This is a genomic window from Anaerosporobacter sp. (assembly GCF_965301125.1).
Genome location: NZ_CBDLAM010000096.1, coordinates 1 through 14,854, shown reverse-complemented (window position 1 = coordinate 14,854; position 14,854 = coordinate 1). Strand labels below are relative to the sequence as shown.

13 protein-coding genes and 1 riboswitch are annotated in these 14,854 nt (G+C 34.0%); of the genes, 11 read left to right on the top strand and 2 right to left on the bottom strand.

Features of this window, described 5'->3' with window-relative positions:
* A partial coding sequence (locus ACW2QF_RS11485) for a hypothetical protein (protein ID WP_455716143.1) occupies positions 1-623 on the top strand: 623 nt, incomplete at its 5' end.
* A 131-nt stretch (positions 624-754) separates the two neighbouring features.
* Here ACW2QF_RS11485 and ACW2QF_RS11480 read toward each other — a convergent pair.
* Positions 755-1,402 carry a peroxiredoxin gene (locus tag ACW2QF_RS11480; protein WP_455716142.1) on the bottom strand — a complete coding sequence of 216 codons (648 nt, stop codon included), beginning with the start codon at positions 1,400-1,402 and terminating at the stop codon, positions 755-757.
* Between the two features lie 116 nt (positions 1,403-1,518).
* Positions 1,519-1,592: riboswitch (Fluoride riboswitch) on the top strand.
* 90 nt (positions 1,593-1,682) lie between these two features.
* On the opposite strand from ACW2QF_RS11480, the gene ACW2QF_RS11475 reads away from it, so the two are divergent.
* The 10 genes from ACW2QF_RS11475 to ACW2QF_RS11430 all read left to right on the top strand — a co-directional run bounded on the left by ACW2QF_RS11475 (position 1,683) and on the right by ACW2QF_RS11430 (position 14,006).
* Positions 1,683-2,858, top strand: a complete 1,176-nt coding sequence (locus ACW2QF_RS11475) for a cation:proton antiporter (RefSeq protein ID WP_455716141.1) — start codon at positions 1,683-1,685, stop codon at positions 2,856-2,858.
* Positions 2,859-2,982: 124 nt separating this feature from the next.
* On the top strand, positions 2,983-3,162 hold the full coding sequence (locus ACW2QF_RS11470; protein WP_455716140.1) for a DUF1540 domain-containing protein: 180 nt from the start codon (positions 2,983-2,985) through the stop codon (positions 3,160-3,162).
* 169 nt (positions 3,163-3,331) lie between these two features.
* Entirely contained in the window at positions 3,332-4,663 is a 1,332-nt protein-coding gene (locus ACW2QF_RS11465) for an MATE family efflux transporter (RefSeq protein ID WP_455716139.1), read from the top strand.
* Between the two features lie 132 nt (positions 4,664-4,795).
* On the top strand, positions 4,796-5,341 hold the full coding sequence (locus tag ACW2QF_RS11460; RefSeq protein WP_455716138.1) for a Crp/Fnr family transcriptional regulator: 546 nt from the start codon (positions 4,796-4,798) through the stop codon (positions 5,339-5,341).
* Between the two features lie 806 nt (positions 5,342-6,147).
* The gene (locus tag ACW2QF_RS11455) at positions 6,148-8,079 is read left to right on the top strand and encodes an ABC transporter substrate-binding protein (protein ID WP_455716137.1); all 1,932 of its coding nucleotides are present in this window, start codon (positions 6,148-6,150) and stop codon (positions 8,077-8,079) included.
* Positions 8,080-8,302: 223 nt separating this feature from the next.
* A complete protein-coding gene (locus ACW2QF_RS11450) occupies positions 8,303-9,286 on the top strand; it encodes an ABC transporter permease (protein ID WP_455716136.1) in 984 nt (327 codons plus the stop codon).
* A gap of 12 nt (positions 9,287-9,298) precedes the next feature.
* Positions 9,299-11,116 (top strand): ABC transporter permease subunit, encoded by a 1,818-nt coding sequence (locus ACW2QF_RS11445; RefSeq protein ID WP_455716135.1) that lies wholly within the window; start codon positions 9,299-9,301, stop codon positions 11,114-11,116.
* A 12-nt stretch (positions 11,117-11,128) separates the two neighbouring features.
* Entirely contained in the window at positions 11,129-12,121 is a 993-nt protein-coding gene (locus ACW2QF_RS11440) for an ABC transporter ATP-binding protein (protein ID WP_455716134.1), read from the top strand.
* Positions 12,111-13,679, top strand: a complete 1,569-nt coding sequence (locus ACW2QF_RS11435) for an oligopeptide/dipeptide ABC transporter ATP-binding protein (RefSeq protein ID WP_455716133.1) — start codon at positions 12,111-12,113, stop codon at positions 13,677-13,679. Before ACW2QF_RS11440 ends, ACW2QF_RS11435 begins: the two co-directional genes overlap by 11 nt.
* A gap of 93 nt (positions 13,680-13,772) precedes the next feature.
* On the top strand, positions 13,773-14,006 hold the full coding sequence (locus tag ACW2QF_RS11430; protein WP_455716132.1) for a hypothetical protein: 234 nt from the start codon (positions 13,773-13,775) through the stop codon (positions 14,004-14,006).
* Between the two features lie 200 nt (positions 14,007-14,206).
* Here the strand turns inward: ACW2QF_RS11430 and upp are convergent, their stop codons facing one another.
* Positions 14,207-14,836, bottom strand: coding sequence for a uracil phosphoribosyltransferase (upp, locus tag ACW2QF_RS11425; protein WP_455716131.1), 630 nt, complete (start codon positions 14,834-14,836; stop codon positions 14,207-14,209).
* Positions 14,837-14,854: the final 18 nt, after the last annotated feature.

Below are 14,854 nucleotides of genomic sequence, written 5' to 3'. Positions count from 1 at the left end.
GACGAGAAATGGAAAGACCAAGTTGTGGTAGTGAGAGACCAAGACGTGAATATACAAGACCAAGAAGCAGTTATGAGATGCCTAGTTGTGAAAATGTTAAACCTTCATGTGGCTGTGAACAAAAGGCTGAAATGGTAGAGAATATCTTCATAATTAATGATTGTTCTTGCCAAGAATTCATGAGAATAAATGATTTGTACAATTGTACTTTTGACAAAGCTAATAGAGAACTCATGGATGCAGTGAAGAATCTTTCTGATGCTATGGAAAGTATTGTTATGGGATTATGCTATAGTGATAGGGCAAATGAAATTAGCTCTTATATTAATGAGTTCTTAGGTTCAATGGAAGAATCGGATTCTTCTGATAATCAACCAACTTGTCCTACAATGAGATGTACTTGCAATCAGACATGTAATAATAGTTGTACTCAGATGGTAAATCCATGTATGCAAATGAGGGAAGATTTAAATGAATTAATCTGTACTCTTAATGATTTGGAGAAAGAAGGATTAGAGCATACGAAGGAAGCATTAGATAAGTTAATGGATGCCAAGGAGCTTCGCAAATGCATTGGCGAATTAAAGAGTAAGGTTGCAAAGAATTGTTATCCAAAATGTTAATTGGTAGTTAATTATGAAAGCCTTTATATATCTAAATAAATAATATATTTAAATAAATAAGATGTAAAAGTTGTTACAAAATTATTCTTTGAATAATCTTGTAACAACTTTTTATTTTCATACATATTAAGTTATTCGATTTTTTTGTAGCACCAAAACCAATCCAAACACTGTAAACCAAGTGCGGCAGGATCCGTCTCACGTTTTATTAGCACTACATAAGTCGTTGCAGGAGGAACTAAAACAGGTTGCCCAGGAGTCCAAATAGCTGGGGTAACTACGCTGTATTCATCTGTTGTCTGTAATGCTTTTAGTAAACGAAGAATTTCAGGAATGCTTCTTCCGTTAGTTAACGGATAGATTAATATAGCGCGTATTATTTGATTAGGGTCTATGAAGAATACGTTTCTTACAGTTTCAGTAGCACTTGCATTCGGAGCAATCATACCATAGAGTCTGGCAACATCACCGCTACGATCAGCTACTACAGGAAAAGGGACGGTGATTCCAGTTAATTCTCTAATTGTATTTACCCAATCTAGATGAGAAGGGTTACTGTCAATACTAAGTCCTAGTAAAGATGCTCCCAATTGTTCAAATTGAGGATGAGCTTGTGAAAAGGCTACAAATTCGGTTGTACAAACAGGAGTAAAATCCCCTGGGTGACTAAAGAAAATTACCCACTTTCCAGCGTAGTCTGACATTTTTATTGGTCCAAAGGTTGTCTGAGCAGTGAAGTCAGGAGCCCTCATACCGATACTTACATGATTTTCTTCCACAATAATGCCTCCGTAATAATACATTCTTTTTAGTATATGCATGAAGGGGCATTTATCATGAACATTAAATGTTGACAGTTGATTAAATTCATAGTATAGTAACTACAGCTTAATAATAAAAAACCGGGAATGAAGTTCTCCCATGATGAATAATCTAAACCGCATGTATGCTGATGACTTCTGTGAATATTCACAGGGGATATCAGCTTTTTTTGTGTGTATAATCCGCGGAGAAGAGTTTACAATGCCTATTAGGTTCTATTTTTAAAGGAGGAGCATTATGTTAACGAGTCTTGCACTAATATTTTTACTTGGTCTGTTGTTAGGATCAATCTTTCAGAAGTTAAAGTTACCAGCTTTACTAGGTATGATCTTAACGGGAATTATATTGAGCCCTCATGCTTTCAATTTACTCGATGATTCCATATTATCCATATCAGCAGATTTACGACAACTTGCATTAGTAATTATCTTAACTAGGGCAGGTTTATCTTTGGATCTTGAAGATTTGAAGAGGGTGGGACGGCCTGCCATACTTATGTGTTTTGTACCAGCTTGTTTTGAGATTGTTGGTATAGTCTTGCTAGCACCTAAACTACTAGGTGTTACAGTGACTGAGGCAGCGATTATAGGAGCGGTAGTAGCGGCTGTATCACCAGCTGTTATTGTTCCAAGAATGATTCGTCTTATGGATGAAGGGTATGGTGTGAAACATAGTATTCCACAATTAATACTTGCTGGTGCATCAGTAGATGATGTATTTGTTATTGTACTGTTTACATCATTTATATCACTTGAAACAGGCGGCAGTGTATCTGTCATGAATTTTGTTAAGATACCTATTGCTATCATAGTAGGTATAGTAGTAGGAGTTTTGATTGGACAGCTATTAATATTGTTTTTTAAGAAATTTCATATGCGGGATTCTATTAAATTACTAATTATTTTAAGCATATCTTTCCTATTAATTGCTTGTGAAGAAAGACTAAAACCATATATACCGATGTCTGGATTGATTTCTATAATGGTATTAGGGATTACAATCTACCGCTCCTATGAAAATTTAGCAAAACGCTTATCAGAAAAATATAATCGTCTTTGGGTAGGTGCAGAAGTATTACTATTTGTTTTAGTGGGGGCAACTGTTGATTTGGAGTATGTGTATAAAGTAGGAATCTTTGCAGTGATTTTGATAATTAGTGCACTAATCTTTCGTATGTTAGGCGTGTTTGTTTGCTTAATAAGAACGAAACTAACAAAGAAGGAAAAGGTATTCTGTATGATTGCATATACTCCTAAGGCAACCGTTCAAGCTGCAATTGGAGGAGTGCCATTATCTATGGGACTTGCCTGTGGTAACGAAGTATTGGCGGTAGCGGTATTAGCAATACTAATAACAGCACCTTTCGGAGCTATATTAATTGATTCGCTATACAAAAAATTATGTGAAAACTAATATAAAACTATATATTCCTCGAATAGTATGAACTTTTTTAGCCATACTAGATAGTATGTGGAACAGTAAGTAATATCCACAAACTACCAAACAATATAAAGAGAACATTAACGGAGGTCTATTTATGGAGAAAAACTCAAGTATAGGATGTACGGTTAACAATTGTCAATATCATGCCCAGAGCGAAGATTATTGTACTTTGAATAAAATTGAAGTGGGTACACATGAGTCAAATCCAACTCAAGTAGAATGTACAGATTGTACTTCATTTGTCTGTAAAGCAGAAGCTTGTGATTGTAAATAAACAAGTAGAATAATAAAGGGCTGTATCATAAAATTGATAGAATGAGAATTCTACTTATTTTGTGATGCAGCCTTTTCTTTTATTCGGGAAAATCATTTAAATAATACTTGACTATAGCGTTAGAATAGGTTTTATTATATTAAGTGATAGTAAATTACGGAGGAGAATAATGAAACAACTTGATTTATTAAATGATAATGCGAAAAAATTATTTTTTCGATACTTAATCCCATCAGTCAGTGCAACTTTAGTAACGTCTATTTATGTGTTGGCGGATTCAATCTTTATTGGAAAGGGAATATCAGATATTGCTGTGGCCGCTCTTAATATAATAATTCCATTATTTTCTTTATATTTTGGAACAGGTTTGTTATTTGGTGTTGGTGGTTCTGTCTTATTATCTGTAGCAAAAGGTAGAAATGATGAGAAAAAGGCTAACACATATTTTACAGTGGCCTTTATCGGAAATAGTATTGCGGCCTTAATCTTCTTACTTATAGCAATAGTAGCATACGATCAGATAGCGTACTGGTTAGGTGCTTCGGAAACGACAATTGAATATATACGTGGATACGGCAAATATTTTATTTGGGGAATTCCATTCTTTTGCTTTTCATCATTCTTACAAGCATTTATTAGAAATGATAAGGCACCAAAACTATCAATGATAGCGGTAATTAGTGGTGGAGTTATTAACATAATAATTGACTATATATTTATCTATATACTTGATATGGGAATGGGAGGAGCGGCATTAGCTACTGTGCTTGGCTCGGTAATTTCATGCCTAATATTAGTAACGCATTTCTTTACGAAATCGAATACCTTACGTTTTACAATGAATGGATTACACTTACGTTATTTTAACGACGTTATAAAAAATGGATTTTCTAGTTTTTTAATTGATATGTCATCTGGAATTATTATTTTCATATTCAATATTCAAGTATTGCGTTATATTGGGGATATTGGAGTTACGGTATATAGCATCATTTCTAATACAGCAATCATTGTTTCTTCGTTGAGTAATGGTATATCCCAAGCAGCTCAACCTTTGCTTGCTGTAAATTATGGCGCAGGGAAGTCTGAACGAATACAGCAAGTGAAGCGACTTGGATTAATTCTTTCTTTCATTACAGGGAGCGTATTTGCTGTAGTTGGATTTTGTTTCCCAGATTTCATAGTGGGATTATTCGTGCATCCGTCAAAAGAAGTTTTGGAATTAGCTCCGATGGCTATTCAGATGTACTTTATCTCATTCATATTGATGGTACCAAACATTTTTTACAGTAATTATTTTCAATCAACTTTACAACCAATTTATGCTTTGGTTATTTGTATGTTGAGAGGATTGATACTTAGCGGTATTTTAGTATATATATTACCTGTTATCCTTGGAGTAAAAGGTATTTGGTTGACAATGATTTTTGTTGAGAGTATAACTTTGGCGGTAATAATAGGCTTTACTCGTAGACAGAAGAAACGAAATGAGGTAGCTTAGCGAATTTGGGAGAGGAGTATCCATACACGTATGAGTCTAATTTCCTATGAATAACTTTAAATTTTAGAACAATTATGTTATTATTAATATTGTAATACAAAGGTAGTTAGTTATAGGAGAAACAAATTAGGCATGGAAGTTTTAAGACAAAATGGACAATTACGCTTATTTAGCAACGGAGATGTAATATGTCGTGAAGATGAAACTGGAAAGTATGTATATTTTTTGCTTAAAGGGGAAGCTAAGATATACAAGAAAGAGGGAGAACAACAGACAGATAAACATATAGGAGATATTCAAGTTGGAACAATTTTTGGTGAATCCACTCTTATTGAGAGTAAAAAGAGGAATGCAAGTGTAATAGCCAGTTCAGATAATACGGTTGTTTTAGAGGTTGAAAATGAAAAATATAATGTATTACTTCAACAAGAGCCTAAATTAGGGTTTATGTTATTAAAAACACTTGTATACCGTATTAATTTAGCCTCAGACCAATTGTTATCAGTCGATCCAGCTCACATTTTCAATTGTAGAACAAATGATATCTATATGACGGTTTCATCGCTTGATAATGAAACGTTTAGAGAGATTGTTAATAGAAATAGTGAATATACAATAACAGCTTTGAAAGAACTAAGTGAGATGTTAGAAACATTAGATAAAAAAATGCTATCATAAGGGGTTGGAACACCCTTTATGATAGCATTTTTTTACATATTTGAATCAGTTTCTTCTTATTTATATTGCGTTAAAATAACAAAGCAATACAACGTTAATGAATTAACTTGTTATGAATATGGAGAATATTGTGAATATACATTGGATTCCCAATAATAATACAAAGAAAATCATGGAATTTATGAATATTTTTGTTGCAATAATATAAAATAGCATGTATAATTTAGAAACGTAATGAATATATAGAATAATATACATACATATTATGAAAAGTAAGTTTAGTGTAAGGAATTACTGAGGATAAGTACAATTGAGTTTATGATACTAAGATTATTAGGCATTACCATATATTGACTGAAGTGTTGCAAATTTAGGAATAATTATGCAAATTTATAAAATATAATTCAATTGTGCCAAAAATGCCAAGAGAAAATATAGTTGACAAACAATTGGAATGATAGTAGAATTTATACTGTATTGAACAAGGGTGTTCTGGTGTTCCAGGATACCCTTTTCTAACTTACATAATTTTTTAAGTTAATACTTTGACGTGGTAAAGTTGAGATGACTTAAAATAGTAGAACACTACCATCTTAATTTCTTTACTCACAAAATAATGGTTAATCACACAGTGTATGACATAGATGCAGAGGGGGTTATTTATTAGTCTTTGACTTGTTTAAGCTAAGAAATAAATAATATCATTGCTGTCAACAGTAGGTTTACTTGCGAGGTTTTTACTATTGTTAGTGTTCTATACTCGTGTTGTTTAATAAATAAATTAAATATTTAAGGAGGAAAGTTTTATGAAGAAAAAAGGTTTAGCGTTATTACTTGCTTTAACACTAACAACAACTGTGTTGGCTGGTTGTTCAAGTAAAAAAGATAACACAAAAAACGAAACAAAAACGGAAGAAGCTACAGACGGTGCTTCAACAGATGATTCTGAATCAACAGATGGTTCAGCTACTGAAGTAACAAACAAGGAACCTTCTGGTCAGGTTATTATTGGTTATAGTACTGATTTTAATGGAAGTTTCATTGAAGGTTGGGGAACTAATGCTGGTGACTCAATTGTTAGAGATTTAATTGGTACTCGCCCTAATTTCTACGGTACAGCTGAAATGGCTACCAATGGCGAATATGTATATAACAAAACTGTTTTAGCTAATGATCCAGAAGTTACAGCTAATGAGGATGGTTCTAAAACATTCAAATTTACATTAAAACAAGATTTAGTTTGGAGTGATGGCTCTCCAATTACAGCAAATGATTATATTGGAAATGCTATGATTTATGCATCACCAGAGCTTGCTGAAAACGAAGGAAGCAATACTTCTAGTATTACATTAGTAGGTCATGGAGATTTTAATAGTGGTGCTAAGAAGGAATTTGCTGGCATTCATAAAATTGATGATTATACATTCTCAATTGATATTTCATCTGAATATATGCCAACATATTATGAAGCTTATAGTGCAGCATTAACTCCAATTCCATTTGCTACATATGCTCCTGGTGTAGAAATCAAAGATGATGGTAATGGTTGCTACTTCTCTGATAACTATTCTGCTGAGTTAATTAAAGAACCAATGGAAAAGGAAAGATTCAATCCTACTGTAACTTGTGGACCATACAAATTTGTTAGCTATGATGCTACAAACAAACAAGTTACTCTAGAAGTTAATGATAAATTCAAAGGTAACTATGAAGGTAAAAAAGCTGAAATTAAAACTGTCATTGTCAAATATGTTAAAGATGCTACAATGATGAATGAGTTAGAGTCAGGTAACGTTGATATGTTAGTTGGTATCAATGGTGGTGATAGAATCAATGATGGTCTTGACCTTGTTGATGAAGGTAAAGTTGATTATGCAACTTACTTAAGAAATGGTTATGGTATGATTGCATTCCACACAGATTTTGGTCCTACTCAATTTAAATCAGTTCGTCAAGCAATTGCTTATTGTTTAGACAGAATAACATTCAGTTCACAATATACTGGCGGTTTCGGTTCATTAGTAAATTCTGAATATGGTCTTGCACAATGGATGTACCAAGAAAGAAAAGACCAGATTGAAAGTGAATTAGATCCATATGCATTTAACGTTGATAAAGCTATAGAAGTTCTTGAGGCTGATGGCTGGACTTTAAATGAAAAGGGTGAACCATTCGTTGCTGGTACAGATAAAGTACGATATAAAGAAGTTGACGGTAAGTTAATGGCTTGTGAAATTCAATGGGCTAACTCAGAAGGTAATCCAGTTTCTGATTTATTATCTACTATGTTACCAGAATCAATGGAAAAAGCAGGAATGAAATTAGTTGGAACTACTATGGATTTCCCAACATTATTAAACAACTATTATAGAGAAGGTATCGACGAACCTATATATAATATGTATAACTTAGCAAACGGATTCACTGCGACACCTCAAATTCAATACAGCTATAATCCTGATAAACAATATCTTGGTGCTGGTGGTAACACTAATTTCTGGATGGATTCTAAGATTAGTGAAATGGGATTTGACCTTGATAAGACAGATCCATCTGATAAAGAAGGATATCTTGATAAATGGGTTGCTGTTATGAAAGAATTAAATGAAGAATTGCCAAACATTCCGCTATACTCTGATGAATATCATACATTCTTTAATACAAAAGTTAAAGGTTATATCGGAGATGATATGTTCAGTATACATTATTCATTAGTGTACATGTCAATAGAAGAATAATTCTTTATTAGAATGTATTGGTATTATATACATTCTATAAAACAACAATACTGGTTTTGCATGGGAAATAGGGCATTTTCTTAATGCCCTATTTCCTTGATTGATATAAAGCTTAATGTAAGAGGATTGTTGTTACTATCTTCTGATAAATAAGTATAAGTGTGTTTAATTGTCCCTTAATCAGAAAAGGTAAAGGATCAAGAAGAAAGCAGGTGTGGATAAGATGGCAAAATATATTACAAAACGTTTGCTGTATATGGTATTCGTATTCTTCATATTGTCAATCTTAATGTTTGGAATCTATAAGATGGTACCAGGAGATCCAGCGAGATTATTATTAGAAGGTTCCAGACAAGGAATGAAACCAGAAGTTTATGAGATGCAGTATCAACAAGCTAGAAAGACATTAGGTTTAGATAAACCTATTCCTGTTCAATATGGTGTATGGATTACTAACATGTTGAAGGGCGATTTTGGCTATTCATCAACATATCGTAAAGATGTAATTGATGTAGTTTCAGAGCCACTTAAGAATACTATCCAATTAAATATAGTAGCTATTATTGTTGTATTCGCAATAACAATACCATTAGGTATTATTTGCGCTGTGAAAAAGAGAAGTGCATTTGACAATACCATTCAGGTATTCTCTGTCGTCGGATACAGTTTACCAGAATTTATAATTGCATTGGTACTAATATGTCTGTTAGCGGTAAAAGTCTCAGCATTCCCCGTTAGTGGTGTGAGTACTCCAGGCTTTGATGGAACCGCATTTCAGAAGATGTTAGATGAGTTATGGCATATGGCGTTGCCAACATTAGTTATGGTTTTAGGCTCTGTTGGGTCTATTACAAGATATGTAAGAGCCGCTATGATTGAATCATTAAGTATGGATTATATCAGAACTGCAAGAGCAAAGGGTGTTCGTGAAAGAGTAGTAATTTATTCTCACGCATTCCGTAATGCATTACTTCCTATTGTTACAATTGTTACAGGTTGGGTTGTCAGTGTGTTCTCGGGTTCTGTTATTATAGAGAATATCTTCCTTTGGCCAGGTATTGGTAAAGTCTTATTCGATGGATTAATGCAACAGGACTTCATGGTTGTATTAGCTATGCAGATGTTTTATGTAATAATTGCTTTATTAGGCAATCTTATTATGGATATTGCTTATTGCATGGTTGATCCAAGAGTAAAATTAGACTAGGAGGAAGAGAGAATGAGTAAGGAAAAAAAGACGAAAAAGTCAAAAAGAACTCATATAAGCCTATTAGGCATGTTATTTGGAAATCGTAACAAACAACTCTCTTTCTTAGAAGAGGAGCAGTTACAAAGTCCAATTCGTACGATAATAAAGAATTTTGTTGCTAATAAGGTCGCAATGGTTTCGTTAATAATCTTTCTTGCGATTTTTTTAAGTGTTCTTATTTATCCCGCAGTCAATGAGATTAATTTGTCATATCAAGAACAAACACAGCAAAATATTTCTCCTGGAAGGAATATGATGAAAGTTCCTGATAAGTTACAGGGTAACATTAAAGAAATCTCTGTAGGTTCTAAATTTAGTGTGGGAGTATCAAATGATGGTGAAGTATTTGTTTGGGGAAAGACAAAGATTTCTAAACTTGTTGATCTAAAAGATATCCCTGAAAATATGGGGAAAGTGGTGCAGGTAGCAGCAGGTACTGACCACATTCTTGCACTCAATGATCAAGGTCAATTGTTTGCGTGGGGAAATAAACGTAACAAACAAACCACAATACCACCAGAATTAAAGTTTGAAAAGAATATTAAGCGAATATATTCTAATTATCAAAGTTCTGCTGTTGTAACAGAAGATGGTAAAGTATATTTTTGGGGTAATACAAGTATAGTTGACTTCAAGATTGGTGACTATCAAGGCAATATAGATAAGATTGCATTGAATGCACAAGGTGTAATAGGTTTAACAAAAGACGGCGAGGTAGTATCTCTAACATCGAAAGAATTTTCTTTCTCAAGAATTCCTGAGAATATGGGAAAAGTTATAGATATTGCGATGACAGCACAAACTTCTGCTGCAGTCGCTGAAGACGGCAAGGTATATGTTTGGGGAAATAAAACAGGTGATTTGGAAAAGGAAATTAACATTGATAATGCAGTTTCCATACAAAGTGGTAGATATCACTATACAGTACTCTTAGATAATGGTGATGTAGTTTCTTGGGGACATAATGATTTTGGTCAAGCAAGCGTACCTACTAAAGTGAACAAGGCTAATATCAAAGCAGTATACTCAGGTTACTATCAAAACTATGCAATTACTGATAAAGATAATGCAATTACGTGGGGATTGAAAGGGTATCTACTAGGTACAGATGGATACGGTAGAGATATATTAAATCGTATTATGCATGGTGGCCGTATGACGATGCTAATTGGTGCGATTGCAATTATTATCTCAATCACGATTGGTGTCATTGTTGGTGGTGTATCTGGTTATTTTGGCGGAAAAGTGGATATGATTTTGATGCGTGTTGCTGAAATTGTTGCAGCATTACCATTCTTACCATTTGCAATGATTTTATCTACAATTATAGGAAATAAAATTAGTGAATCGCAACGTATTGCATTGATCATGGTAATTCTTGGTGTTCTAAGATGGCCATCTGATGCAAGATTAGTTCGTGCTCAAGTACTTTCAGAACGTAACAAAGAATTCGTAACAGCTGCTCGTGCAGTAGGTGTTAAACAAAAAAGTATTATCTTTAGACATATTATTCCCAATGTTATCTCAGTAATTATAGTAAGTGCAACATTAGGATTCGCTGGTGCGATGTTAACGGAATCAGGGCTATCTTTCTTGGGATTCGGTGTTAATGAACCTAGACCTACATGGGGAAATATGTTGAACGGTAGTCAATCTTCTAAAATAATCCTAGAATACTGGTGGAGATGGGTATTCCCTTCCATAGCATTAGGATTAGCTACAATTAGTATCAACTTAATCGGTGATGGACTACGTGATGCAGTCGATCCAAAAGCAAATGAAAGATAGGAGGGATAAGAAATGGCTTTATTAGAGATAAAAGATCTTCACACGTTCTTTGAAACGAAAAGAGGAACGGTTAAGGCTGTTAACGGCGTTTCTTATTCTGTTGACGCTGGTAAGACCTTAGGTGTCGTTGGAGAAAGTGGTAGTGGTAAAAGTGTATCTGCTATGAGTATTTTACGATTACTAGATGGTAATGGATATGTAGATAGCGGTGAAATCATATTTGATGGAAAAAAGATACAAGATTGCACGAAGAAAGAAATGTATAAAATTCGTGGAAATGATATCTCAGTTATCTTCCAAGAACCAATGACAAGTTTGAATCCGGTATTTACTATCGAAAGACAATTAAGTGAACCTTTCATGATTCATCAAGGAATGAAAAAGAAGGAAGCTAGAAAGAAAGCGGTAGAGATGTTGTCTGCTGTTAAGATTCCTAATCCAGAAGCTGTTGCAAAGCAGTATCCACATCAATTGTCAGGTGGTATGAGACAGCGTGTAATGATTGCCATTGCACTTGCTTGCCAACCTAAGCTGTTGATTGCAGATGAACCTACAACTGCATTGGATGTTACAATTCAAGCGCAGATTCTTAAACTTATGAATGAATTAAAGGAAGATAGAGGAACTTCAATTCTATTCATTACACATGACCTTGGTGTAATTAATGAGATGGCAGATGATGTTGCTGTTATGTATTGTGGTCAGGTTGTTGAGATGGCCCCTGCTAAAAAAATCTTTACAAAACAGAAATATTCTCATCCTTATACAGAAGGACTAATGGAATCCATTCCAAGACTTGATACGCCACCTGGTGTACGTCTTGAAGCAATTCCAGGATCGGTTCCACATCCGCTTGATTTACCAAAAGGTTGTAAATTTGCTCCTAGATGTAAATATGCAACAGACAAGTGTAGAGAAGAGGAACCAGCATTAGTAAAAATAGAGGAAAATCATCAAATTAGATGTTTTTATCCAGATAAGGAGATGAGAAAAGATGGAAAATAAGAATACCGAAAAAAAAGTTTTACTTCACATCTCTAATTTAAAACAATACTTTCCAGTTAAGAAAGCATCTATATTCCAAAAAGAACAACTATATTTAAAAGCGAATGATGGTATTAATCTTGATATCTATGAAGGTGAAACATTCGGCTTAGTAGGGGAAAGTGGTTGTGGTAAGTCTACATTGGGTCGAACCTTATTACAATTATATAACCAAACAGATGGACGTACGATGTACTATGGTCGTCCTCTTGATGAAATTGCTCCACGTTATATGGAAGAAACTTTAAAACATCTATCTTCAAAAATGAAAGCTTTAGAAGCTCATCAGGCTAAGGTAAATCTTATTCAAAAAGAATATGATAGTTTGAAAACAGATGAAGAAAAGTATGCAATGCACGGGAAGTTAAAAGACGCAAAGAAAATTGCCAACGATGCTTTTCTAGATATCGTTCAGGTTATCGGTGGTTTCTATATCAGCAAAGATTTAGAAAAAGTATCCGCTGTTTTCTTAAAGGAATACCAAGCTAATGTAGAATTATGTATTGCGAAAGAAGAATTACGTAAGTTAGAGAGTGAATTTGAAGCAATTAAAATGGAACAAGAAGCCAAGAAGGCTTCAAAGTCAGAAATAGATGCTGTAGTAGCGAAGAACAAAGCTAAAGTTGATGCAAAAAGAAAAGATGTTGAAACAAAACAACAAATCTTTGATGCAGCTAAAAAAGAAATCGATGAGATGAAGAAAGAATATGCTGGAAATGCAGAATTCGATAAATACGAAGCATATCTTGATGATGGTGTTGATTTAGCAAGATTGACAGACGAAGAGATTCGTCGTCTTCGTAAAGATCTTCAACTAATTTTCCAAGATCCTTATTCATCTTTAAATCCTCGTATGTCAGTTGGACAGATTATTGGCGAAGGCTTGAATGCACATAAAGTTTTCCATAAGAACAAAGATAAGATGCAAGATTATATCATGCAAGTTATGGAAGATTGTGGCCTTGCTCCTTACATGATCCACCGTTATCCTCACCAATTCTCTGGAGGACAAAGACAACGTATTGGTATTGCACGTTCTCTTGCTTTAAAACCAAAGTTCGTTGTATGTGATGAAGCAGTATCAGCGCTTGATGTTTCCATTCAGTCACAGATTATCAATCTTTTACTTGATTTGAAGGAAAAAGAAAACTTAACGTACTTATTCATCTCTCATGATTTAAGTGTTATCAAATATATCAGTGATCGTATCGGTGTAATGTACCTTGGTAATATGGTTGAGTTAGCAACTACAGCAGATTTATTTGATACACCAATGCACCCATATACTGAGGCATTGCTATCTGCCATTCCAACAACAGATGTGGATAGCAAGAAAGAGACAATCCTTATCGAAGGAGATATCCCTAGCCCAATCAAACCACCAACAGGTTGTAAGTTCCATACTCGTTGTAAGTATTGTACTGATATCTGTACAAAAGTGGTACCTGAATTTGAAGAGGTGACACCAGGACATTTTGTTGGTTGTCATCATAAGAGAAATGTTGTAGAATCTAAGTAGGATACATACTATTTGCTTAGGTTTTATGTTTGATAGAAAGACTGTTGCAAATGGATTATGCAACAGTCTTTTTTAGTCATATATGGAGGAATTATGTTATTTAGTAAAAAAGCTACAGAAGTTCTAGAAAAGCAAACAGAACGTTTTGAGGAACGTGAAAAAGAGAGAGAAAAGAGGGGAGAAATCACAGAAGAGAAAGAAAAATTACAATTAAAAGACATATTCGCAATGTGGATTGCAGCGGTAATTACATTTGTTCCTGCTATCTTATTGGTTTGCGCATTATTTGGTTTTGTAATTTGGCTCTTTTTCTTGAGATTTATTTAGATGGATCATTTCGTTAATCTAGGATAATGACCTAGTAATAAGAGTGATACAAACAAAAACTAAATAAACAAAAAATTAAAAAACAACTTTTTTGGCTGCGCATCATATGTGAGCATGTATGTTCACAAAAGCATTCAGCTAAGAAAAGTTGTTTTTTAATATTATTGTTGACTATTTAAATTTGAAATAGTATTTTCAAACTATTTTGTACCGTAAATACGGTCACCTGCATCACCTAAACCAGGTAGGATATAACCTTGCTCGTTTAGTTTCTCATCAAGAGCGCCCACAAAAATATCTACATCTGGATGAGCTTCTTGTAAGTGTTTCACGCCTTCAGGAGCTGCGATTAAACATAAGAAATGAATTTTTGAAATTCCTCTTGCTTTTAATTGCTTAATAGCAGATATCGCGGAACCACCTGTTGCTAACATTGGGTCTACAACGAAGATTTCACGATCAGCAGCATCTGTAGGTAATTTGCAGAAATACTCAACAGGTTCAAGTGTTTTTTCATCACGATATAGACCGATATGCCCTACTTTTGCATTTGGAATCAGGTTAAGAATACCATCAGCCATATGAAGACCTGCACGTAAGATAGGAACGATACATAATTTCTTACCAGCGATTTCTTTTACAGTTGTCTTAACTAATGGAGTTTCAATTTCGATGTCTGCTAAAGCAAGGTTTCTTGTAGCTTCATAGCAGATAAGCATAGCAACTTCAGATACTAAATCACGAAATTCTTTTGTTGAAGTTGTTTTCACTCTCATGATTCCAATTTTGTGTTGAATTAATGGATGATCCATAACGATAACTTTAGACATTTTATACCTCCAATAAAT

What these genes read in the sequence shown, in the direction of transcription:
- ACW2QF_RS11475 (WP_455716141.1), top strand. Translation starts at nt 1,683, where the DNA reads ATGTTAACGAGTCTTGCACTAATATTTTTACTTGGTCTGTTGTTAGGA.
- ACW2QF_RS11470 (WP_455716140.1), top strand. Translation starts at nt 2,983, where the DNA reads ATGGAGAAAAACTCAAGTATAGGATGTACGGTTAACAATTGTCAATAT.
- ACW2QF_RS11465 (WP_455716139.1), top strand. Translation starts at nt 3,332, where the DNA reads ATGAAACAACTTGATTTATTAAATGATAATGCGAAAAAATTATTTTTT.
- ACW2QF_RS11460 (WP_455716138.1), top strand. Translation starts at nt 4,796, where the DNA reads ATGGAAGTTTTAAGACAAAATGGACAATTACGCTTATTTAGCAACGGA.
- ACW2QF_RS11455 (WP_455716137.1), top strand. Translation starts at nt 6,148, where the DNA reads ATGAAGAAAAAAGGTTTAGCGTTATTACTTGCTTTAACACTAACAACA.
- ACW2QF_RS11450 (WP_455716136.1), top strand. Translation starts at nt 8,303, where the DNA reads ATGGCAAAATATATTACAAAACGTTTGCTGTATATGGTATTCGTATTC.
- ACW2QF_RS11445 (WP_455716135.1), top strand. Translation starts at nt 9,299, where the DNA reads ATGAGTAAGGAAAAAAAGACGAAAAAGTCAAAAAGAACTCATATAAGC.
- ACW2QF_RS11440 (WP_455716134.1), top strand. Translation starts at nt 11,129, where the DNA reads ATGGCTTTATTAGAGATAAAAGATCTTCACACGTTCTTTGAAACGAAA.
- ACW2QF_RS11435 (WP_455716133.1), top strand. Translation starts at nt 12,111, where the DNA reads ATGGAAAATAAGAATACCGAAAAAAAAGTTTTACTTCACATCTCTAAT.
- ACW2QF_RS11430 (WP_455716132.1), top strand. Translation starts at nt 13,773, where the DNA reads ATGTTATTTAGTAAAAAAGCTACAGAAGTTCTAGAAAAGCAAACAGAA.
- upp (WP_455716131.1), bottom strand. Translation starts at nt 14,836, where the DNA reads ATGTCTAAAGTTATCGTTATGGATCATCCATTAATTCAACACAAAATT.